The organism is Citricoccus sp. CH26A (assembly GCF_000224415.1).
In the GTDB taxonomy this organism is placed as follows: domain Bacteria; phylum Actinomycetota; class Actinomycetes; order Actinomycetales; family Micrococcaceae; genus Citricoccus.
In genome coordinates this window covers 13098-34681 of the sequence record NZ_AFXQ01000009.1, presented here as the reverse complement: position 1 = coordinate 34681, position 21584 = coordinate 13098, and the positions used below count along the sequence as shown (strand labels likewise).

The 21584-nt window shown below is 72.3% G+C and carries 15 protein-coding genes, 1 tRNA gene and 1 other RNA gene; 10 read left to right on the top strand and 7 right to left on the bottom strand.

The window, feature by feature from the left end; all coding sequences use genetic code 11:
* The first annotated feature begins 24 nt into the window (after nucleotides 1-24).
* Genes CITRI_RS0107295 through CITRI_RS19610 form a run of 3 tightly spaced genes read left to right on the top strand, consistent with a single transcriptional unit; the run spans nucleotide 25 to nucleotide 5890 of the window.
* Nucleotides 25-1599: a DASS family sodium-coupled anion symporter gene (locus CITRI_RS0107295; RefSeq protein WP_010144047.1), complete on the top strand. Its 1575-nt coding sequence runs from the start codon at nucleotides 25-27 to the stop codon at nucleotides 1597-1599.
* A 47-nt stretch (nucleotides 1600-1646) separates the two neighbouring features.
* Nucleotides 1647-3791 carry a hypothetical protein gene (locus CITRI_RS0107290; RefSeq protein WP_010144046.1) on the top strand — a complete coding sequence of 715 codons (2145 nt, stop codon included), beginning with the start codon at nucleotides 1647-1649 and terminating at the stop codon, nucleotides 3789-3791.
* Nucleotides 3791-5890, top strand: coding sequence for a hypothetical protein (locus CITRI_RS19610; RefSeq protein ID WP_010144044.1), 2100 nt, complete (start codon nucleotides 3791-3793; stop codon nucleotides 5888-5890). Before CITRI_RS0107290 ends, CITRI_RS19610 begins: the two co-directional genes overlap by 1 nt.
* Nucleotides 5891-5936: 46 nt before the next feature.
* Here CITRI_RS19610 and CITRI_RS16785 read toward each other — a convergent pair whose 3' ends face one another.
* Entirely contained in the window at nucleotides 5937-6635 is a 699-nt protein-coding gene (locus tag CITRI_RS16785; RefSeq protein ID WP_010144043.1) for a LytR C-terminal domain-containing protein, read from the bottom strand.
* Nucleotides 6636-6779: 144 nt separating this feature from the next.
* On the opposite strand from CITRI_RS16785, the gene CITRI_RS16780 reads away from it, so the two are divergent.
* Together CITRI_RS16780 and CITRI_RS0107270 are read left to right on the top strand one after the other, a co-directional pair.
* Nucleotides 6780-7688, top strand: coding sequence for a hypothetical protein (locus tag CITRI_RS16780; RefSeq protein ID WP_010144042.1), 909 nt, complete (start codon nucleotides 6780-6782; stop codon nucleotides 7686-7688).
* Nucleotides 7689-7762: 74 nt separating this feature from the next.
* Nucleotides 7763-8818 carry an isopenicillin N synthase family oxygenase gene (locus CITRI_RS0107270; protein ID WP_010144041.1) on the top strand — a complete coding sequence of 352 codons (1056 nt, stop codon included), beginning with the start codon at nucleotides 7763-7765 and terminating at the stop codon, nucleotides 8816-8818.
* A gap of 118 nt (nucleotides 8819-8936) precedes the next feature.
* Here the strand turns inward: CITRI_RS0107270 and CITRI_RS18390 are convergent, their stop codons facing one another.
* The 5 genes from CITRI_RS18390 to CITRI_RS0107245 form a co-directional block, all read right to left on the bottom strand.
* A complete protein-coding gene (locus tag CITRI_RS18390; RefSeq protein WP_141566006.1) occupies nucleotides 8937-10145 on the bottom strand; it encodes a hypothetical protein in 1209 nt (402 codons plus the stop codon).
* 131 nt (nucleotides 10146-10276) lie between these two features.
* Nucleotides 10277-11410: an alcohol dehydrogenase catalytic domain-containing protein gene (locus CITRI_RS0107260; RefSeq protein WP_029139121.1), complete on the bottom strand. Its 1134-nt coding sequence runs from the start codon at nucleotides 11408-11410 to the stop codon at nucleotides 10277-10279.
* 32 nt (nucleotides 11411-11442) lie between these two features.
* Nucleotides 11443-12378: an NAD(P)-dependent oxidoreductase gene (locus CITRI_RS0107255; protein WP_010144039.1), complete on the bottom strand. Its 936-nt coding sequence runs from the start codon at nucleotides 12376-12378 to the stop codon at nucleotides 11443-11445.
* Between the two features lie 96 nt (nucleotides 12379-12474).
* Nucleotides 12475-13836, bottom strand: coding sequence for an MFS transporter (locus tag CITRI_RS0107250; protein ID WP_010144038.1), 1362 nt, complete (start codon nucleotides 13834-13836; stop codon nucleotides 12475-12477).
* A gap of 193 nt (nucleotides 13837-14029) precedes the next feature.
* A tRNA-Ser gene (locus CITRI_RS0107245) sits at nucleotides 14030-14117 on the bottom strand.
* Between the two features lie 149 nt (nucleotides 14118-14266).
* On the opposite strand from CITRI_RS0107245, the gene ffs reads away from it, so the two are divergent.
* The 4 genes from ffs to recR all read left to right on the top strand — a co-directional run bounded on the left by ffs (nucleotide 14267) and on the right by recR (nucleotide 19471).
* An RNA gene (gene ffs / locus CITRI_RS18875) (signal recognition particle sRNA small type) lies at nucleotides 14267-14363 on the top strand.
* Between the two features lie 33 nt (nucleotides 14364-14396).
* The gene (gluQRS, locus tag CITRI_RS0107240) at nucleotides 14397-15482 is read left to right on the top strand and encodes a tRNA glutamyl-Q(34) synthetase GluQRS (protein ID WP_010144037.1); all 1086 of its coding nucleotides are present in this window, start codon (nucleotides 14397-14399) and stop codon (nucleotides 15480-15482) included.
* Nucleotides 15479-18796, top strand: coding sequence for a DNA polymerase III subunit gamma and tau (locus tag CITRI_RS0107235; protein ID WP_010144035.1), 3318 nt, complete (start codon nucleotides 15479-15481; stop codon nucleotides 18794-18796). Before gluQRS ends, CITRI_RS0107235 begins: the two co-directional genes overlap by 4 nt.
* A gap of 75 nt (nucleotides 18797-18871) precedes the next feature.
* Nucleotides 18872-19471 (top strand): recombination mediator RecR, encoded by a 600-nt coding sequence (gene recR, locus CITRI_RS0107230; protein WP_010144034.1) that lies wholly within the window; start codon nucleotides 18872-18874, stop codon nucleotides 19469-19471.
* Between the two features lie 15 nt (nucleotides 19472-19486).
* Here recR and CITRI_RS16770 read toward each other — a convergent pair whose 3' ends face one another.
* Nucleotides 19487-20269 (bottom strand): GntR family transcriptional regulator, encoded by a 783-nt coding sequence (locus CITRI_RS16770; RefSeq protein ID WP_010144033.1) that lies wholly within the window; start codon nucleotides 20267-20269, stop codon nucleotides 19487-19489.
* A 351-nt stretch (nucleotides 20270-20620) separates the two neighbouring features.
* Between CITRI_RS16770 and ehuB the strand changes: the two genes are divergently transcribed.
* A complete protein-coding gene (ehuB, locus tag CITRI_RS0107220; protein ID WP_010144032.1) occupies nucleotides 20621-21580 on the top strand; it encodes an ectoine/hydroxyectoine ABC transporter substrate-binding protein EhuB in 960 nt (319 codons plus the stop codon).
* Nucleotides 21581-21584: the final 4 nt, after the last annotated feature.

The window sequence follows — 21584 nt, the reverse complement described above, 5'->3', positions numbered from 1 at the left end:
ACACGAGCACTCGAGGCATTGACCATGACGACTTCCCCCATCGACGCGCGGGACCTCCGCCCGTCCGAGGCGCCCGGTTCTCCGGGATCCGGCGAGACCACCGAGCAGCGCGACGCGCTCGACTCCGGCGCGAAACGCAACTGGTGGCTGCTCGCCCTGGGCCCGGTGGCCGGCCTGGTGCTGGCGCTGGTGCTGCCGGCGTCGTTGTCCTTCGAGGGACGGGCCGTAGCCGGTTGCGCCCTCTGGATGGCCATCTGGTGGATGACCGAGGCCGCGCCCATCCCGGTGACCTCCCTGCTGCCGCTGGTGCTGTTCCCGCTGTTCGGCATGGCGTCCATGAAGGAGGTGGCGGCGCCGTACGCGGACTCCGTGGTGTTCCTCGTCATGGGTGGTGTGATCCTCGGCCTGGCCACGGAGAAGTCCAACCTGCACCTGCGCGTGGCGCTGTTGACCATCCGTGCTGTCGGCACCAAGCCGGCGCAGATCGTCTTCGGGCTGATGGCCGCCTCCGCGTTCATCTCGGCATGGGTGTCCAACACCGCCACCGCGGTGATCATGGTGCCGATCGCGGTATCCATCCTCCAGCTGGTCCGCTCGGTCGACCGCGAGGCCGCCGGCACGAAGTTCGCCGCGTCCATGCTGCTCGGCGTCGCCTACGGCGTGACCATCGGCTCGACCGCCACCCTGATCGGCCAGCCCCCGATGGCCCTGATGAAGGCCTACCTCGGTGAGGCCCACGGTTTCGACCTGCAGTTCGGCCACTGGATGCTCGTGGGCGTCCCGTGGGCCCTGGTCATGCTGTTCATCGCCTGGCTGGTGCTGACCAAGATCGTGTTCCGCGCCGAGGTCCAGGAGATCCCCGGTGGCAAGGAGATGATCCGCCGGGAACTGGCCGCGCTGGGTACCATGACCACCCCGGAGCGCCGCGTCGGCATCATCTTCCTGCTGGCCATCTTCTTCTGGGTCGCCGTCCCGTTCATCGCCGACATCCCGGCCGTCGCCGGGACGCTGCCGTTCCTGGGCTCGATCTCGGACACCCAGGTCGCCATGGCCGCCGCGATCGCCTGCTTCCTGGTGCCGGCCCAGCGGCGCTCCGTGGACCCCGGCGGCACCGCCCTGCTGCGCTGGTCCGCGGCCAAGGAGATCCCGTGGGGCCTGCTGCTGCTGTTCGGCGGCGGCCTGTCCCTGTCCGCCATGTTCACCGCCACCGGGTTCAGTGACTGGCTGGGCAGCCAGGTCAGCGGGCTGACCGGTGTGCCGCCCTGGCTGGTGATGCTCGTGGTGATCATCGTCAGCCTGGCCCTGACCGAGCTGACCTCCAACACCGCCACCGCCGCGGCCTTCTTCCCGATCTTCGGCGCCGTGGCCGTGGGCCTGGGCATGGACCCGCTGTTCATGACCATCGCCGTCACCCTGGCCGTCTGCTCGGCTTACATGCTGCCCGTCGCCACCCCCTCGAACGCGGTGGCCTTCGGCTCCGGCGAGGTCTCCATCAAGCAGATGGTCCGCGCCGGGGTCTGGCTCAACGTGATCTCGCTGGCGCTGATCATGGTGGTCATGTCCACGCTGGTGCCGCTGGTGTTCCCGGACGGGATGTGACCGCAGGGCACCACGGCGGGGCCAGCACGCTGTGAAAGCATGACTGCATGACGACCTACCTGACCGCGGTGGTGCCCCGGGACCTGGAGCAGCGATTCCAGGCGTGGCTGTCCCCTCACGTCCCCGCCGACGTCAGCACCCCCGGTGCCGCGGACCCGGCCCCGGTCGACGGCACGGGAACCGCCACCGGTGCCTTCGCACCCGGTGCCGGTGAGCACCTCGCGATCGATCTCCCGGGCACCGGGGCCCGACTGCACCACGTGGGCCGCTCGGCCACCGCGGACCTGGTGCCCCCGCCGCCCGGGCGGGCCCCGGCCGGCGCCCTGTTCCGGGGGTACGCCCAGTCCCCCGCAGGGGACACCCTCGTGTTCGGCGGCGCCGGTGCCGAGGCCCTCGCCGCGAGGGATCCGGACGCCGTGTACGGCGCGGGATCCGGCCTCATCGGCGGCCGGCACGGTCGCGAATGGGACGGGACGCACCTGGCCGTGGCGTGGGACCCCGAGGGGTTGACAGCGCACACGGACTTCTTCCGGATGCTGCCGCTGCTCTACACCTCCGGCAACGGCCTGCTCGCCCTCTCGGACTCCTGGCAACTGCTGGTCCGATTGCGCACCGCCCTGGGCCTGCCCGTCAGCATCAACACCGCGACCGTCTGTGCCATGGCCACCGACCGGGCCATCACCGAGCACCCCCTGGACGCCAGCACCGCCTGCACCCAGGTCCGCATGGCGACCGTGGGCGCCCAGGTCGCGGTCCGCTGGACGGCCGAGGGCGCCGACGAGCCCCGCGTCCACCAGGCCCCGTTCCCCGAGATCTTCGCGGAGCCCTCGGGGGCGTGGGCGGAGACGGTCCGTCAGGGCGCGGCGTCCATGGCCTCCGTGCTGCGCGCCTGGAGGGACCTGCCCGGCGGCTCCCTCCGGTTGTCCATGTCCGGCGGCGCGGACTCGCGGGCGGTCCTGGCCGCGGCCCTGCGGGCGGACCCGGAGCAGCAGTCGACCACGCTGACGACAGCGGCACCCGCCGCGGCCACCTCGCGGGACTACGAGGTGGTCCAGGGCCTGGCCCAGGCCACCGGGCTGCGGCTGGGCAACAACCCCTCGGCTCCTGCGCCCCAATTGCACCGGTACCGCAATCGATTCCTGGTCTGGATGACCGGCTCCCTGGGCCTGCACGACCGGCTGCAATTGCCCAGCCCACGCGTGGGAAGTCCCGGGCACTACACGCTCACCGGCCACGGCGCAGGACTCTTCAAGGGCACCTACGGGTGGCGGCCCTTCATGGACGTCGCCGAGGGCCTGGAACGGTGGGACCCGGGCGTGGGCGCCGTCGCCGGCACGCTGGGCCGCGGGTACCTGCGATCCGTGGGGGTGGATCCCCGGTCCCCGGACTCGAGCGAATGGCACTACATCGGGTTGCGCAACGCCCTGCACGGCGGTCGCTTCACCCTGTCCACCTATTTCGGCAGCCCGCCGCTGATGCAGCGGGACCTGGGCCGGCTCGCCCACGTACCGGCGGACTCGTCCCGCTCGCTGCCCGCCGCCCTGCGCAAGCATCCGGATTCCAACGCGCCGCGGCTCAACACCTCCATCTCCACGGTGCTGACGGCCCTGCTGGACCCCGGACTGGCCGCCCTGCCCTACGACGACCCCCAGAAGGACGTGGACCGCGAGACCCTGGACACCATCCTGGGCGTCGTCGGCGGACCCCTGTCCGACGGCGAGCTCTGGCCCCTGGCCACGTACGGCGTCCCGGCCGACGTCGACCACGGCGCGGCGGAGACGTTCCAGTCCCTGTCCCGGACCTGGGGGCACACCGTGGACGCGGACCGCGCCTCCGTGGCGCCCCTGGTCGCCCGGGGCGGGGCGATCGCCGCCGACGCCGGACTGGCCGAGTGGTACGGACCGCTCGCGGAACGCGCCGCCACCCTGCTGCAGGAGAAGGTGCCGATGGGTCATCAGCGAGGCTCGTTCGGGAGGTTGATGACGTTCCTGCCCCTCGCGGACGCCTCCCTGGACAGCCCCGCGCCCCCGCGGGCCCCGGTCCGCCCCAGCCCGTCCGCTCCGGGTGCGGGCTCCCCCAGCGGGATCCTGCCGCCCGTCCTCGCCGGACCCGAACGGGCCGGCAGGCGGGTCGCGCGGTTCACCCGACGCGCGGCCGGGCGCCTCGTACGCGGCCTGCGGGGGCGCGACTGATGTCCACGTACCTGACCGCCGTGGTGCCCCGCGCCCTCGAGGAGCGGTTCACCGCCTGGCTGGGCCCCGTGGACGCGCACGACCACCTGGTGGTGGACTTCCCCGGCGGACAGGCCCGTCTCCACCACGTGGCCCGGGCGGCACGGCGGGACCTCGTGGCCTCGGCCCCCGCCGGTCCCGCCGGACCGGGCACCGGGGGGACGGTCCCGATGGGTCGCCACGGGGTGACCCTGTTCCGCGGTTATGCCCAGGACGCGGAGGGAACCGCCCTGGTCTTCGGCGCGAGTGGACTGGCCGACTGGCACCGCCGGTCGGCACCGGCCCGAGACACCATCGCCCCGAGGCCCGGCACGGACTGGGATGGCTGCCACCTGCTGGTGCAGGCGGGACCGGACGGCCTGACGGCCACCACGGACTTCTTCCGGCAGCTGCCCCTGCTCTACACCACCGGCGCGGGCCTGGCGGCGCTCTCGGACTCCTGGCCGCTGCTGGTGGACCTGCGCTCCGCCCTGGGCCTGCCGGTCACGGTGGACACCGCCGCGGCCCTGGCGTCCGCCTGGTCCAACACGATGGCCAACCACCCCCTCTCGACCACGACCCTGTGCCACGAGGTCCGGATGCTCCCGCCGGCCGCCTGCCTGGTGTTGCCCGTGAGCGCCGAGGGCGCCGGGTCCGCCCGCACCGAGCAGTCCCCGTGGCCCGAGGTGTTCGCCCCGGTGAGTGGCTCGTGGGGTGACCAGGTCCGCCGGGCCGCCGTCCGGACCGCCTCACTGGCGCAGGCCTGGGCCGCGTTCCCGGGGACCTCCGTCCGGGTGGCGCTGTCCGGCGGCGTGGACTCGCGGCTGGTGCTGGCCGCGACCCTCATGGCCGATCCCTCCTCGGACGTGACGGTGTACAACACCACCAACCTCGGTCGCGCCAACCGTGCGGACGCGGACACCGTGCAGGCCCTCTCCGAGCGTTTCGGCTTCCCGGTGGGCGCCGGGGGACGGCCTGCGCCACGTCCCGTCCTGGAGAAGTTCGCCTCGCCGCTGTCCGTCTGGCTGCTGGACTCCCTGGGACTGAACCATCAGCTGGCACTGCCCTCGTTCCGGGTGGGCGGTGCCGGGTTCTTCACGGTCAGCGGCCACGGGGCCGGCGTGCACAAGGGCGCCTACGGCTGGCGGTCCATCCCCGCCCTGCGCGCCGAGATCGCCGCCTCCGACCCACAACTGGCCGCGGCCGTGGCAGCCTCCGTCTCCGAGGTGTTGCACGAGGTCGGGATCGCCCCGGAGGACGGGCCGCACGCGACGGAGTGGCACTACCTGGGCGTGCGCAATTCCATCCACGGTGGCCGGTTCGCGATCCAGAACATGCTCGGGCCCCGCCCGCTCATGCAACGCCAACTGGTGTCCCTGGCCCACGCCCCGGAGGGGTCCGCGGTCGCCCCGCCGCCGCAGGTCGGTCCCGCCTGGTCCCGGGGTCCCGGCAACCGCTCACTCACCGCCGCCGTGCTGTCCGTCCTGGACCCCCGCCTGGCCGCGGCCCCCTACGACCACCCGGCCAAGGCCATCGCCCCGGAGACCATCGAGGCAGTCCTGGCCACCGCGGGCGGGCCGCTGGACTCAGCCGAGCGCCATGCGGTCCACGCGTTCGGCGCCCCGGCCGACGTCGTCAACGGTCCTGCCCAGGTCTTCGAACGGTGGGCGCAGAGCCGGTTCGACCACTACCTGGCGTACGCCCCGGAGCAGGTGCCGGAGGGCGCCGGCATCCACGCCCAGGTGGGAGCCCTCGTGGACGGTGGGCTCCAGGTGGCCGGTGACGCCGGTCTCGCCGAGTGGTTCGAACCCACGGCCGGGCGCGCCCGCACGTCCCTGGCCGCGGGCGGACCGTTGTCCCACGCACGCGGTGACGCCGGCACGCTCATGGCGTTCCTGCCCCTGGCCGGTGCCGGCACCACCGGCCCCGTTCCCGTCCGCCGGGTACCCGGCACCGCGACAGCGGCCGTTCCCGGTCCCGCGCCCCGGGAACACACGCCTCCGACCGACGCGGCCTCGCACCTGCGGCGCCTGGCCCGCCGTGCCCTGCGCTCGGCGCGGAACCTCCGCGGCGGACGGTGACGGGACTGGCCACCGGCGCGGCGCGGTTCCCTCCGCGCGCCGTCGTTCAGTCGCGGACGGCCCCCGCAGCCTCGGTCTCGAGCCGCTGGCAGTCCAGGGGCCCCGGCCTCGGGTCGACGACCGCGGCGGGCACGAGCCCCGTGTACTTCGTGCCCATGATGATGTCCACGGTGTCCTCCTGGCGGTCGTCGGGCCGGTAGACGGAACCCTCGATGTTCCGCTGTAGGGCGAGGGCGGTCTCCCGGCCGTCCGGGCCGGAAAGGATGACGGCCACCATGTTGGACGTGGAGAAGCGCTTGTTGCCGACACCGTCGATGATGAACCGGCGCCGCTCGAGAGCGTTGGCCACGTCCCCGGCCAGGCCGCCGATGGTGGTGCCGTTGTAGACCGTGACGGGGGACTCCTTGGCGTAGTCGAACGTCCCGGCCGGGCACAGCAGCGGTTCTCCCGGAGGCGCCGACTCCCAGCCGGGGATGGCCCACTCACCCCGCAACACCTGCACGGCGATGACGGTCAGTCCGGCCACCAGCAGTGCCAGGAGCCCCAGCACGAGGCCGTGACGCCGGTGCCGTCGGCGGCGGTCGCGCGCCAGCAGGCTGGGGTCGACCGCACGGAAGTACCCGTCCAGGTCGTCCTCCGTGAAGATCCGCCGGCCGTCCTCCTCGACCCGCGGGTCATCCCGGGACGGCTCCTGCGGTCGCGAGCCCCCTGGATGCCACTCGCCGGCTCCCCCCACGCTGCCCATGCGCCCCCCTCAGCGATCGCGGACCGTGACGACCATTACACCCCAGACGAGGGGCCGGATCCGAACGCGGCCACCGCGGTCCGCGGGGGGCCGGACGAGGCCGGTTCGCGCGGACCAGGCCCCGGGTGGACCTAGGCTGGGGCCATGCGCACCCTCCCCTCCGCCGGATTCCTGCTCGACGTGGACGGGCCGATCGCCTCCCCGAAGACCCGACGGGTCCCGGAGGCGATCCTGACCGCCCTGGTGGCCCTGGCACGCCGCGGCGATCCGGTCGTGTTCAACACGGGCCGCTCGGCCGAGTTCGTGGCCCGGCAGTTGGCGGAACCCCTGCGCCGGGCGGGCCTGCCGGCGGATGCGAGGTTCCACGCGGTCTGCGAGAAGGGCGCCGTGCGATTCTCCTTCGCCGACCTCCCCGACGGTGACCTGCCGGACATCGGTGGCCGCGCCGGGGTGCCGGACTGGCTGGTGGTCGACGACGGCATGCGGCTGCCGGAGGAGCTCGAGTCCCGCCTGGCCCGGCTGGTGAAGGACGAGTTCGGTGCGACGATGTTCTACGACGACACGAAACTGGCGATGTTCTCCGCGGAGATGAACGTGGGCGAGTCCCTGGAGCGATACCACCGGGACCAGGCCCGGTTCGACGACCGGGTCCGCCGGTTGCTGGACGCGGAGGCAGCAGGCGACGGGTTCCAGCTCGACCCGACCATCATCTCCTCGGACGTCGAGCACCGCAGCAGCGGCAAGGACCTCGGGGCCTCCCGTTCCTGGGACCTCGTCTCGGCCGACGGCGAACTGCCCGTGCGCTGGTTCACCTGTGGTGATTCCCGGACCGACTACGCGATGGCCGACTGGCTGCACGGCCACGGGGCGGACGTCGTCCACGTGGACGCCCGGCCCGCGGACGGCATCCCGGAGACCCCGTACCCCGTGCTGACCAGCAGGGACCTGTCCGCATCGGGGTTCGGCCCGGCCGACGGTGTCCACGAGGCGACCGGCCAGGCGCTGCTGGAGTGGGCATTGAACACCATCGGCACTCCCGGGTCCAGTTCGTGACGGGATGACGTCACCCGGGGTAGCGGAAGGCAACGTGCTCCGCACCAGGGGATCCGGCGTCGTTCACTAGTGGTATGACACCTGCTCTCCCCGACTCCGCGGCCGGACAGGCCGCGCTGGACATCCCCGTCCTGGACCTGTCCACCATGCGTTCGGCCGACGGGGACTTCGCCCCCGAGTTCCTGGACCGCTTGCGGTACGCGGCCCACAACGTCGGGTTCTTCCAGATCGTCAACTACGGTGCGGCCGAGGGACAGGTCGACGAGCTGTTCCGCGTGACCGCCGAGTTCTTCGCCCGCCCGGACGAGGAGAAGCTGGCCCTGCACAACCAGAACTCCCCGCACTACCGGGGCTACTCGTCCGTCGGTGCCGAGCGCACCCAGGGCCGCCCGGACTCGCGCGAGCAGATCGACTTCTCTCCCCACCGTGAACCGGTGCCGGCCGAGAAGATCAGGCCCGGCGAGGAGTACTGGTACCTGCAGGGCCCCAACCAGTGGCCCGCCGACATGCCGGAGCTGGAGCAGACCGCCATGGCGTGGACCGCCCTGATGGACCGGGTCGGAGAGGATCTGCTGAAGGCCCTGTGCGTGTCCATCGGGCTGGACGAGGACCACTTCGCCGAGCCGTTCTCCGGCGACCGCGCCTGGATGGCCAAGCTGGCCCACTACGTCGGCGGTGTCAAGGAGGCGGGGACCCAGGGCGTGGGGCTGCACGCCGACTACGGCTTCATCACCCTGCTGTTGCAGGACATGGTGGGCGGGCTCGAGGTGCGTCCCTACGGCCAGGACGAGTGGCTGCCGGTCGAGCCGATCCACGGCGCCCTGGTGGTCAACCTCGGCGAGATGCTGGAGGTCGCGACCAACGGCTACCTGATGGCCACCATCCACCGCGCCCAGGCCCCGGACGAGGGCGTGGACCGGTACTCCGTGCCGTTCTTCTACTCCCCCCGCCTCGACGCCGTCATCGACCCCGTGGAGCTGCCGGCAGAGCTGGCTGCCCAGGCCCGTGGGGTCTCCGATGACCCCGACAACCCGATGCTGGCCTCCTTCGGCTCGAACATGCTCAAGGGCTTCGTCCGGGCGCACCCGAAGGTGACGGAGAAGTTCCACCCGGAGCTCGCCGGGCGGTGACCCACCGGCGTACGGGCCGAGTGCCCGTCACGCCCCCACGACGTGAAGGACCCGCCGTTCCCGATCCGGATGATCAGGAACGGCGGGTCCTCCGTCATTCAGGCAGGGTAGGACGTGGTCAGAGCTTCGACTTGCGGTAACCGGCGGCCCGGGCGGCGGACTCCGTCTTGAAACACTCCTCCGGGGTCGTTCGGCTGTAGTAGGACCCCGTGGGCACATGGTAGATGCCGGAGTCGGCGTTGCCCTTGATCGGGTGTGTCGACGGGCAGTTCTTCCCGCGCGGCGCCGTGCGCGTGGACACCGGCTTGGGCTTGGCCACCGGCTTGGACGCGGCCTGGACCCGCACGCCGGCGGAGACCTTGGTCAGCGTGGTGTAACCGGCCTTGGACCCGGTCACCTTCACGGTGATGGTTCGGCCCGCGTCCGCGGACTTCAGCGTGTAGGCGGTCCCGGTGGCCCCGGAGATGGCGGCCCCGTTGCGGTACCACCGCTGGGTCAGCTTCGTCCCGGTGGTCCAGCTGCCACGGCTGACCGTGAGCTTCATCCCGGCCTTGGCGGTGCCGGAGACCTTCGGCACCGCCGTCTTCAACGTTCCGGCGGCCACGGCCCTCGACTTCGCCGACGTCACGGACTTGGTGGCGTAGCCCGTCCTGGACCCGGTGACCTTGACCGTCAGCGCCTTGCCGCGGTCGGACGCCGTGGCGGTGTAGCTCTTGGCCGTGGCGCCCTTGATGCCTGAGCCGTTGCGGTACCACTGGTACTTCAGGACCGTGCCGGCCGTCCAGTTCCCCACGCTGGCCGTGAGCCTCTGGCCCACCTTCGGTGCGGCGGGGACCTTCGGCACCGGAGCGGTCAGCACACCGGCCGCGAGGGGGCCGAAGGCAGCGGAGGAGACCGTCTTGGTGGTGTACCCGGCCTGGGAACCGGTGACCGCGACGGTCAGCGTCTTGCCCCTGTCGTGCACCGTGGCGGTGTAGGTCTTGGCCGTGGCACCGGTGATGCGCTGGCCGGCGCGGTACCACTGGTACGTGGTCTTGGTACCGGGCGTCCAGTAGCCCACGATCGCGGTCAGCTTCTCGCCGACGCGCGGAGCGCCGGTGATCCGGGGGGTGGCAGCGACCAGCTCCCCCGGTGCGTCGGTCACGCTCGCCGTCGTGATTCCGGGCGCGGTGACGGCCTGGTGGGTGAGGGCGGCCGGGACGGCTGATGACGAGGCCCCTGGGGAGGGCACGGCCCCGAGGGCCGGAACAGCACTGGTGAGCAGGAGGGTGCAGGCCAGTGCGGCGCCGCCCAGCACGCGCTGGGCCTTCCATGAGATACGAGACATGAGGACATCCTGACGTAGGCCCGCTCGGGACCCGCGCAAGACACACACCTGTCCTCCACGTGTTCTGCCCCCATCCGCCGAGGTCAGACGGGGAAGTGAGGCGTGAGGGCCGGACCGACAGGCCCAGCAGCTCAGAACTCGATGACCTGCCGCACCGCCAGCCCGTCGGCCAGCCGGTCCATGCCCTCGTTGACCTCTTCCAGTCGGATCGTGCCGGAGATGAGTTCCTCCAGGGGCAGCTTCCCCTCGCGCCAGAGCTGTTCGAACCGGGGGATGTCCCGCGCGGGCACCGCGGAACCCAGGTAGGACCCCACGATCGTGCGGGCCTCCGCCGTCAGTGCCAGCGGATTGATCTCGGCCACCGCGTCCGGCGCGGGCAGCCCCACCGTGACCGTGGTCCCGCCCGGGGCCGTCAGCCGCACCGCGGTCTCGAACGCGCGCGGGTGGCCGGCGGCCTCGACGACGGCCCCCGCCCGGACGCCGGCCTCCTCGGCCTGCCGCGGCGTCAGGGCCCGGTCCGCCCCGAGGCGACGGGCCAGGTCCAGTTTCGACTCCTGCTGGTCCACGGCCGTGACCGTCCCGGACGTCAGCGCGCGGGCAACCAGCAGTGCCGCCATGCCCACGCCGCCGAGGCCCACGATGACGACATCGTCCTCCGGCCCCGGCCGCGCCGCATTGACCACGGCACCACCCCCGGTGAGCACGGCGCAGCCCAGCACGGCGGCGACGCCGGCCGGCACGTCCGCCCCGATCGGCACCACCGAGCGGCGGTCCACCACGGCGTGGGTGGCGAACCCGGAGACGCCCAGGTGGTGATGGACGTCCTCCCGCGCGGACGTGCCCGCGGCCTGGTCCCCTGCGGCCCGGTGCAACCGCCGTCCACCGCCCAGCAGCTCACCGGCGTTGTTGGCCGCCGATCCGCGCGCACACGGCAGCCGCCCCTCCGTGCGGCACTCGGCGCACTCGCCGCAGCGAGGCAGGAAGACCATGACGACGCGGTCCCCGGGCACGAGGTCGTCCACCTGGGATCCGACCGCCTCGACGGTCCCGGCGGACTCGTGGCCCAGCAGCATCGGCACCGGGCGGACACGGTTGCCGTCCACGACAGACAGGTCCGAATGGCACAGCCCGGCCGCCTCGATGCGCACCAGCAGCTCACCCGGACCGGGCGGGTCCAGCGCCAGCTCCTGCACCCGCAACGGCGCCGACCGCGCATAGGGGCGCTCCGCCCCGATACGCTCCAGTACGGCTCCGCGGATGGTGATCGGCCCGGGCCGGGGAGCGGAGGACGCCGCGTTCACCGCCCGCCGGCCTCGGACGCGCCCGGGGTGAAGCCGTCCAGGACGCCGTCCGGCGTGGACAGCAGGGCCACCAGGGAGCAGTCCCGGTCGGCGTACCCCTCGTCGATCAGCTCCTGCAGCTGTGAGGCGATGAGCTGGGCCGCGGGCAGCCGGACACCCGTCTGCGCCCCCGCGGCCAGGGCGAGGCCGACGTCCTTCGCGGCCAGGTCGACGCGGAAGGTGGCCTCGAAGTTGTTGTTGGCAGCCGCCGTCGGGATGATGTCCGGCACCGGGTACCAGGTCTGCTGGGACCAGCTGCGGCCCGAGGAGACGGAGACGATCTCCCAGAACACCTTCGGGTCCAGGCCGAGCCGGGCTGCGAGCTGGCTGCCCTCCGAATTCGCCATCAGGGTGATGAACAGCATCATGTTGTTGCAGATCTTCGCAGCGGTCCCCGCGGTCGGCCCGCCGGCGGCGATGACCTTGCCGGACATGGGCCCCACGAGTTCGGCAGCCCGCTCCACGGCGGCGGGTTCGCCACCGATCATGAAGCACAGCGTGGCGTCCGCGGCCCCGGAGATGCCGCCGGAGACCGGGGTGTCGGCGAAGGCGAAGCCCCGGGCCTCCGACTGCTCGTGGCACCACCGGCTGGTCTCGATGTCCACGGTGGAGGAGTCGCAGAGCAGCGCGTCCTTCGGGGCATGGGCCCAGATGCCGTCCGGTCCGTCGAACACCGCACGGACGTGTTCACCCTTGGGCAGCATGGTGAACACCGCCTCGGCGTCCCGGACAGCCTCCGCGATGGATCCGACGACCTCCACTCCCGAGTCCGCGGCCGCGGCGGCCGCCCGCTCGTTCAGGTCCACCCCGCGGACCTGATGGCCTGCGGCGACCAGGTTGGCGGCCATCGGCCCGCCCATGTTGCCCAGCCCGATCCATGCATAGCGCGTCATCGCTGCTCCTGCCTCGTGTGTTGTGGGTCATGGACAGCATGGCCGGTCCGGGCCCCTGACGGAAGGGGGCCCGGACCGGCCACGCTCCCGCACGGGTCAGTCCCCGGCGGCGAGCCGCTGCCGGTCCACGTCGTCCAGCTCGTGCAGGGAGGACCCGACGGTCTCCCGGGCGACCGCCACGGCGATCAGGGTGACGACCGCGGCGATGGCGATGTAGATGGACACCGGGACCCAGCTGCCGAAGTCACGCAGCAGCGTGGTGGCGATGATCGGGGCCAGCGAACCGGCCACGATCGAGGTCACCTGATAGCCGAGCGAGACCCCGGAGTACCGCATGCGGGTGGGGAACATCTCGGACATGATGGCCGGCTGGCCGGCGTACATCAGGGCGTGCACCATCAGGCCCAGGATGATCGTGACCAGGATGATCCACTCGTTCTTCGTGTTGAACATCGGGAAGGCCAGGAAGCCCCAGGCGATCATCAGGGTGGCCCCGATCGCGTATGGCAGGCGCCGGCCCACCTTGTCGGTCATGCGTCCGACGAGCGGCACCACGATGAAGTGGATGACGTGGGCGACCAGCAGCAACCGCAGGATGGTCCCGGTCTCCATGTCCAGCTGGGTGCTGAGGTAGGTGATGGAGAAGGTCACCACCATGTAGTAGAGGATGTTCTCCCCGAAGCGCAGGCCCATGGCCGTGAACACACCGCGGGGGTAGCGCTTGAGGACCTCGATGACGCCGTAGCCGGCCTTCGCGTTCTGCTCCAGCTCGGCCTTGGCCTCCTGGAAGATCGGGGCGTCGGTGACCTTGGTGCGGATGTAGTACCCGACGGCCACGATCACCACGGACAGCCAGAACGCGATCCGCCAGCCCCAGGCCAGGAAATCCTCCTCGGAGAGCACGCCGTTCAGGATGAGCAGCACCACGGTGGCCAGCAGGTTGCCCATCGGCACCGCGGCCTGGGGCCAGGACGCCCAGAAGCCGCGCTCCTTGTCCGGTGAGTGCTCGGAGACCAGCAGGACGGCGCCGCCCCACTCCCCACCGACGGCGAATCCCTGGAAGAACCTCAGGATGACCAGCATGATCGGGGCCGCGTACCCGACGGCGTCGAAGGTGGGCAGGCAGCCCATCAGGAAGGTGGTGACGCCGACCAGGATGATGGCCAGCTGCAGCAGGCCCTTGCGGCCGTACTTGTCCCCGAAGTGCCCGAAGACGATGCCGCCGATCGGCCGGGCGACGAAGCCGACCGCGTAGGTGAGGAACGCGTTGATGATCGCGTCCAGTTCACTGCCGCCGGCCGGGAAGAAGATCTTGTTGAAGACGATGGTCGCCGCAGTGGCGTAGAGGAAGAACTCGTACCATTCCACGACCGTGCCGGCCATGGATGCGGTCACCACCCGGCGCAGGTTCTTCCTGTCCAGGTGGTGTGCTGAACTCGGTTCGGCCACGGCGCTCATGCCGGTACTCCTTCGTCAGGGTGGCCCCACGGCCACGACCGATGCGATGTGATTGTCGCCACTGCACACGTGATGACCGTCACAGAGTATGGCAAAGCCTGGTCAGTTGACAGGTTGTTCAGGTGTCCCCGGGCGCATCCGGGCACAAAAAAGCGGCCCCGACCGGATCATGTCCGGTCGGGGCCGCCGCCACTGGCGGAGGATGGGGGATTTGAACCCCCGAGGGCGTTAACCCAACACGCGTTCCAGGCGTGCGCCATAGGCCGCTAGGCGAATCCTCCTCAGTCGCTCCGGCCGGCCGCGCGAGGGCAGACGACGCAAGAGCAGGATTCATCGTACCTGACATCCGGGCCCCGGGACCAATCGAGGCCGGCCGGGCGGTCTGACGGCCTCGGCGTCGGCCCGTCGCCCGGACGCTGGTATGCTGGATGCCGGCCCCTCACGTGGTGTCATCTCGCTGAACTCCCCCAGGACCGGAAGGTAGCAAGGGTAGGTGGGCTCTGGCAGGTGCGTGGGGGGTCTTTAACGTCCTCCCCACCAGGAGTCCCGACGGAGGTGCCATGCCCGCTGGCCGTTACGCCCCGAGCCCTTCCGGCACCCTGCACCTGGGCAATCTTCGCACCGCGATCCTGGCCTGGCTGTTCGCCCGCCACTCGGGACGGGACTTCCTCATGCGGATCGAGGACCTGGACCGCGTCCGGTCCGGCGCCGAGCAGTCCCAGCTGGCCGACCTGCGCGCCATCGGCCTGGACTGGGACGGCGAACCGGTCCGCCAGTCCGAGCGGACGGAACACTACGAACGCGCCGTGGGGTCCCTCGCCGCGGACGGGCTCGTGTACGAGTGCTTCTGCACCCGCAGGGACATCGCCGAGGCCACCAGCGCGCCCCACCCGGCACCGGTTCCGCAGCGCCCTCCCGGGGACTCCCCCGCCGGCTCTCCCGTCAGCCCGTCAGGGGCAGCCCCCCTGGACGTCCTCCCCCCGGGGTCCTATCCGGGCACGTGCCGCCGCCTCTCCGCGGCCGAGCGCGAGCGCCGGCGTCGGGAACGGCCTGCCGCCCTGCGGATCGACGCGGCCGCGGCCGCGGGGCAGCCCGGGGGCCCGGCCCCCGTCCACACCGCGACGGACCGGTTGCACGGTCCGGTCACGGCCGCCGTGGACGACTTCGTGGTGCGCCGCAACGACGGGGCGTTCGCCTACAACCTCGCCGTCGTGGTGGACGACGTCGCGCAGGGCATCGACCAGGTGGTCCGCGGGGACGACCTGCTCTCCTCGACGCCCCGGCAGGACTGGCTCGCCCGGCTGCTGGCACTGCGGACGGGGTCACCGGCACCGGAGACCGAGTACGTCCACGTGCCCCTGGTGCTCAACGAGGCGGGCCAGCGCCTGGCCAAGCGGGACGGCGCCGTCACCCTCGAGGACCTCGCCGCACTGCCCGAGGGCGCCCCCGGCGTTCCCGACGGAGGCTGGTCACCCGGGCGGGTCAGGGACCTGCTGCTGGGCTCGCTCGGGCTGCCGGCCGGTGACCTGCAGCACGCCCTGGCGCGCTTCGATCCGGAGGGCGTGCCGCGCGTGCCGTGGACTCCTCCACACGCCCTGGCCCGCCCTGCGGAGCAGGCCCCGGAGAAGCTAAGGTTCCAAGGGTGACCACCGCCCTGTACCGCCGCTATCGTCCCGACTCCTTCGAGGACGTCATTGGCCAGGAACACGTCACCGTGCCCCTGATGACCGCGCTGTCCAAGGACCGGGTCAACCACGCCTACCTGTTCTCCGGGCCCCGCGGCTGCGGCAAGACCACGTCCGCGCGAGTGCTCGCGCGCTGCCTGAACTGTGCCGAGGGGCCCACCCCGAACCCCTGCGGCACCTGCGACTCCTGCCGGGAACTGGCCACCGGCGGTCCGGGCGCCCTGGACGTCATCGAGATCGACGCGGCCAGCCACGGTGGCGTGGACGACGCCCGGGACCTGCGCGAGCGCGCGACCTTCGCCCCGGTGCGGGACCGCTACAAGATCTTCATCATCGACGAGGCGCACATGGTCACCTCGGCCGGGTTCAACGCCCTGCTGAAGATCGTGGAGGAGCCGCCTCCGCACATCAAGTTCATCTTCGCCACCACGGAGCCGGACAAGGTGATCGGGACCATCCGTTCCCGCACGCACCACTACCCCTTCCGCCTGGTGCCGCCCGAGCCGCTGATGGAGTACCTCGAGCGGTTGTGCGTGCAGGAGGGCGTGGACGTGGAGCCGGGGGTGCTGTCCCTGGTGATCCGCTCGGGCGGGGGATCCGTCCGTGACACCCTGTCCGTGCTGGACCAGCTCATGGCCGGCGCGGCCGAGGGACGCATCGGCTACGACCTGGCCGTGAACCTGCTCGGCTACACCCCCGGCGCCCTGCTGGACGACGTGGTGGACGCCGTCGCCGCCGCCGACTCGCAGACCGTCTTCCGCGTGGTGGACCGGGTGGTCCAGTCCGGCCAGGACCCGCGGCGCTTCGTGGAGGACCTGCTGGAGCGCTTCCGGGACCTGGTGATCGTCAAGGCCATGCCGGACGCTGCCTCCTCCGTGCTGCACGGCATGCCCGACGACCAGTTGCGCCGCCTCGAGGCCCAGGCCGCGCAGCTCGGCGCCGGGGAGATCTCCCGGGCGGCGGACATCACCAATCAGGCGCTGACGGAGATGGTCGGGGCGACCAGCCCACGCCTGCACCTCGAACTGCTCATGGCCCGGCTCATGCTGCCGTCCTCGGACGCCACCGAACGGGGACTGGCCGCCCGGCTGGACCGGATCGAACGTCGCCTCGCCTACGGGGGCACCCCCGAGGCTCCCGACGCCGGCGCGACCGTGCGCGCCCCGGGCCCGGCCACCGGCGCCCCGGACACCGGTCGTCCCGCCCCGGGCTCCTTCGCCGCCCCGACGCAGGGCGAGGCGCCCTCCGGTGCTCCGAGCGGCCTGAGTGGGGCCGCCCTGGCCCGTGCCGCGATGAAGCGTGCCGAGGACCGGTCCACGCCCGCCTCGGCGCACTCGCCGGCCTCCGCCCCGTCGCCGGCTCCCGCGCCCGAGGCTCCCCGTCCGCAGGTCACCCCGTCCGCGGACTGGGGTGGTGGCTGGGGTGTCATGCCGGAACCCCAGCCCCAGCAGGCCGACCAGCCCCAGCGTCCCGCGGCCGACCGGCCGGTTCCGTCCTCCGCAGAGCAACCGGCACCGGTGAGCACCGGGCCCACGGCGGGGCGCCCCGCGCCGGGGACCGAGCCCGCCGAGCCTGCACCGGTCCAGCACGAGCAGGCGCCCGCCCAGGGAGGCCCGGCCGCGCCTCCCGCGGAGCAGGTCCCGGCCGGGACGCCCCGGCCGGAGACGTCCCGGCCCGCTCCTGCCGCCGCCGGGGACACCCGCCCGGAGAAGCACATGCCCTCCAGGGCGGGAGAGGAACAGGCTCAGCACGACCCGTCGTCACGGGAGGCACCGGCCCCGGACCGGTCGGCACCGTCGACCCAGGGCCAGCCGGGGGCCTCCGCCTCGCAGGTCGAGATGATCCGCCGGGCCTGGCCGGAGGTGCTCGCCTACCTGGAGGAACACTCCCGGCTGGTCTGGATGCTCGTCTCGCAGAACGCCTCGGTCGCGGGCTTCGACGGCCAGTTGCTGACCATCGGGTTCTCCGGGGACGGCCCCCGGGACACGGTCCAGCGCCGCGGTGGCGACCAGGTGATCGCCCAGGCGGTGCACGCGGTCCTGGGCATCCAGCCGCGCCTGGACCTCATCACCGGAGGGTCCGCCCCGGCGGGTGGTCCCGGCCCAAAAGCTGAGGGCCGCCCCGCCCCGGCGGCCCCCCGACCGGATGCAGTAGAGGAGCCCGCGGCGCCGGACCGGGCCGCGCGCGACGCCGCCCCGGCAGCGGCCCCACCCTCGCCCGGACCGGCGGCCCCCGCGCACCCGGATCCCGCCTCCCCGGTGGCACCGCGCCCGGCGCCCGAGGCGGCCACTCCCCAGCCGACCGCGCCCCAGCCGACCGCGTCGGAGCCCACCACGCCGGACCACATGACACCGGCGCCCACGGCCGCTGCGTGGCCGCATCGCGCCGGCATGTCCGACGGAATGCCCGACGACAGTCCCGATGACGAGGACCTGGAGACCGGGTCCGAGCCCGTCGAGGAGGGCGCCACGGGTCCGGGCACCCCGGCGCCGCCGGAGGACCTGGAGGCCGATTCCATCCCCGTGTCCGACTGGTACGGGGAGGAGCCGCACGACGACGCGTTCCCGCCGCCCCCCGAGCCGGACGAGGAGGACCGGGATGACGTCTTCCCGGACACGCGTCCGTCCTGGGGTGAGCGGCCGGAGCCCGGCCTCGGAGGGATGCCCCTCCCGGAACCCGGCCAGGGGTCGATCCCGCGGCCGGTGTCCGACGCCGGCGCGGTCGCCCGGCCCGAACCCGGCCGTGGCGGGATTCCGTCCTTCGCCCGTCCCGAGGCGGAGTTGCAGGCCGAGTTCGAGGCACGCATGTCCCGCCGCGGTTCCGGGGCCTCGGCCAGCAGCGCACCCGAGGCCGGCCCCTCGACGCCGGCGGCCGGGACCGGGGCGGACGGCACTCCGCACCACCGCCGGGCCAGTCGCTTCCAGCAGATGATGGAGCAGTACCAGCGCACCCAGGACGGCGCTCCCCCGCCCACGCCCGGCCTGCCCGCCGGGCCGGCCGGGAATCCCGGACCGGGGGTGGGGGGCAACGTCCCGGGACCGGGTTCGCCGGCGCCCGGGACCGGCCCGGCCGCGACGGGACCGGCGGCGGACGGCCACGCACCCGGCGGTGCTGCCCGCCCCGGCCCGGGACGGTCCGTAGACTGGGACGACGTTCCCAGCGACGACGACGTCACCATCGAGGAGTCCGGCATGGCCGGACGCAAGGTGGTCGAACGCCTGCTCGGCGGACGCCTCGTGGAGGAACGGATGCTGGACGGAAGCCCCCTGTCCTGATCTGAGAGCCGCCCGGACGACGTCCTTTCGTCCGGGCCCGGGGGCAGTGATCCAACGCGGAAAGTGGTCGGTAACGTGTACGAAGGTGCGGTCCAGGACCTGATCGACGAACTCGGGCGGCTGCCCGGCATCGGCCCCAAGTCCGCCCAGCGCATCGCCTTCCACATCCTGGAGGCCGACCCCGAGGACATGCTGCGGCTCGCGGACGCCATCCGGACCGTGAAGGACAAGGTCAAGCTCTGCACGATCTGCTTCAACGTCTCCGAGCAGGAGACGTGCTCGATCTGCCGGGACGAGCGCCGGGACCCCTCCCAGGTGTGCGTCGTGGAGGAGTCCAAGGACGTCATGGCGATCGAGCGCACCCGGACCTTCCGCGGCAGGTACCACGTGCTCGGCGGGGCGATCAACCCGATCGCCGGCATCGGGCCGGACCAGTTGCACATCCGGGAGTTGCTCACCCGTCTCCAGGATGCGGCGATCGAGGAGGTCATCCTCGCCACCGACCCGAACCTGGAGGGCGAGGCCACGGCCACCTACCTGTCGCGCATGCTCGGGGCCACCGGCCTGAAGGTCACGCGGCTGGCCTCCGGACTGCCCGTCGGCGGCGACCTGGAGTACGCGGACGAGGTGACCCTGGGACGCGCCTTCGAGGGCCGCCGCAGCGTCACCGGGTGATCCGTCGCACCAGGACTATGCCAGCGGGTTGAACGTGTAGCCCGAACCGTCAGGTCTTCCGGCGACCGTGCTGAACGGTTCCGTGAGGTCACCCCGGAGCCGGTCCACGGTCTGGCGGAAGTGCTCGTCCAGCGTGCGGCAGGCCCCCTCGGCGTCGCCCTCGGTGACCTGGCGCAACAGGCTGCGGTGCACGTCCAGGATGTCGGTCCGCACCACGTAGCCCTCCGGGTGGGACAGCGCGGCGATGCGGGTCTGCACGATGAGCGTGGACGCGTAGGCGGTGAGCCGGTGGTTCCCCGTGGATTCGACGAGGCCGTAGTGCAGGTCCAGGTCGGCGTCCCCGATCCGCCGGGCGTCCGTGCCCGCCTCCACGGCTGATTCGAGCGCGGCCAGCAGGACTCGCACCGTGCCCGCCCTCTCGGCCCGCTGCGCCTCGTCCAGACCGGACAGGACGCGTACGGCGTGACCCTCGATCGCCAGTCGCGCCTGGTAGAGGTCCTCCACCTCGTCCCGGTCGATCATGGCCACCCGCAGGCCCGCTCCGGGCCGGGTCACGAGAAGCCCCTCCTGGACCAGCCGCTGGGCCGACTCGCGCAGGGGACCGCGGCTCACGCCCAGCTGGGCGGCGATCTCCGCCTCGCGCACCGAGGACCCCGGCCGCAGCGTTCCGCCGTAGATGGCGGCCCGCAGTTCCACGGTGATGAGGTCCACCGTGGACGGGCGCCGGACCGCCTTGACCAGCGGGCGAGCCACCAGGCCGTCGCGCCGGGACGGTTCCGGTGCCGCGGGCGTGTTCATGCGCGTCTTCCTTTCCACGCATCGGTGCGTCCGGCACGGGACACGGCCGCTCGGTGCGCACCCGGCCCGGGACGGTCCGACGGAGCCCGAGGGCGCTTGTGGGCCAGATCCTGCCATGGGGATCGTTATATTGTCGACATTCCTCCGGTCGACGATCCCATGGTGTGCTGGATCACATTCTGCTAGCGTCGGCAATCAGTTGCCTCACTAGCGGTGATTCCGGCCGCCGGGCAGGCCATCCTCGGCCTGGCACCGCACCGGAGCCCGCGTCGCACACCGTTCGCACCGTCATCATTCGCACGACCGGCCCCACGCTGGCAGCCCGGGGGCCGGGAGGTTGAGGAGCAGACCATGACCGTCCCCACCCCCACCGACCAGTCCACGGCGGACTCCCGCAATCCCGGTTCCCCCCGAAGGCGCCTGCTGGGGCTGGGCCTGCTGTCCGCCTCGGCCCTGTTGCTCACGGCGTGCGGGGGCGGAGGAGGCGAAGGCGAGGGTGGCACCGCTGCCGCGGGCAACACCCTGGAGCGCCTTCAGCAGGAGGGCACCATCACCGTCGGCATCGCCGGTGAGGTCCCCTACTCCTATCTGGAGGGCGGGGAACCGGCGGGGGCCACCGTGGCCATGCACGAGAAGATCTTCGCGGACATGGGCATCGAGAACGTCGAGGCCGAACTGGTGGAGTGGAACTCGCTGATCCCCGGCCTGAACGCCGGTCGCTTCGACGCGGTCTCCGCCGGCATGTCCATCCTTCCGGACCGCTGCGCCCAGGCCGCCTTCTCCGATCCGGAGATCATGTACACCACCACCCTGATGGTGGCCGAGGGCAATCCGAAGAACCTCACGGACCTCGATTCCGTCAAGCAGAAGATCGACTCGGGCGAGAACGTCAACCTGGCGGTCCTGGCCGGCGGCATCGAGGCAGGCTACGCCGAGTCGCTCGGCCTCAAGGTCCAGTCCGTCCCGGACGCCCAGACCGGCATGGACACCGTGGCCAACGGCCGCGCCGACGCCTTCGCCATGACCGCGATCTCGCTGAACGTCATGGCCGAGGAGAACCCGGACGCCGGGGTGGAGACCACCGAGGCCTTCGTGCAGGTGATCGACGGCGTCGAGCAGGTCGGCGCCGGCGCCACCGTCTTCCGCCAGGAGGACACGGAGCTGGTGGAGGCCTACAACGAGTCCCTGGCCTCCGTCACCGAGTCCGAGGAGTCCTACCTGGAAGTGGTGGGGGACTACGGCTTCACCGCCGAGAACCTGCCGCCGAAGGACCTGACCACCGAGCAGCTCTGCTCCGGCGACCTGGGCTGACGCA

What these genes read in the sequence shown, in the direction of transcription:
- CITRI_RS0107290 (WP_010144046.1), top strand. Translation starts at nt 1,647, where the DNA reads ATGACGACCTACCTGACCGCGGTGGTGCCCCGGGACCTGGAGCAGCGA.
- CITRI_RS0107270 (WP_010144041.1), top strand. Translation starts at nt 7,763, where the DNA reads ATGACACCTGCTCTCCCCGACTCCGCGGCCGGACAGGCCGCGCTGGAC.
- CITRI_RS19610 (WP_010144044.1), top strand. Translation starts at nt 3,791, where the DNA reads ATGTCCACGTACCTGACCGCCGTGGTGCCCCGCGCCCTCGAGGAGCGG.
- CITRI_RS0107250 (WP_010144038.1), bottom strand. Translation starts at nt 13,836, where the DNA reads ATGAGCGCCGTGGCCGAACCGAGTTCAGCACACCACCTGGACAGGAAG.
- gluQRS (WP_010144037.1), top strand. Translation starts at nt 14,397, where the DNA reads ATGCCCGCTGGCCGTTACGCCCCGAGCCCTTCCGGCACCCTGCACCTG.
- CITRI_RS16780 (WP_010144042.1), top strand. Translation starts at nt 6,780, where the DNA reads ATGCGCACCCTCCCCTCCGCCGGATTCCTGCTCGACGTGGACGGGCCG.
- ehuB (WP_010144032.1), top strand. Translation starts at nt 20,621, where the DNA reads ATGACCGTCCCCACCCCCACCGACCAGTCCACGGCGGACTCCCGCAAT.
- CITRI_RS18390 (WP_141566006.1), bottom strand. Translation starts at nt 10,145, where the DNA reads ATGTCTCGTATCTCATGGAAGGCCCAGCGCGTGCTGGGCGGCGCCGCA.
- CITRI_RS16785 (WP_010144043.1), bottom strand. Translation starts at nt 6,635, where the DNA reads ATGGGCAGCGTGGGGGGAGCCGGCGAGTGGCATCCAGGGGGCTCGCGA.
- CITRI_RS0107255 (WP_010144039.1), bottom strand. Translation starts at nt 12,378, where the DNA reads ATGACGCGCTATGCATGGATCGGGCTGGGCAACATGGGCGGGCCGATG.
- CITRI_RS0107295 (WP_010144047.1), top strand. Translation starts at nt 25, where the DNA reads ATGACGACTTCCCCCATCGACGCGCGGGACCTCCGCCCGTCCGAGGCG.
- CITRI_RS16770 (WP_010144033.1), bottom strand. Translation starts at nt 20,269, where the DNA reads ATGAACACGCCCGCGGCACCGGAACCGTCCCGGCGCGACGGCCTGGTG.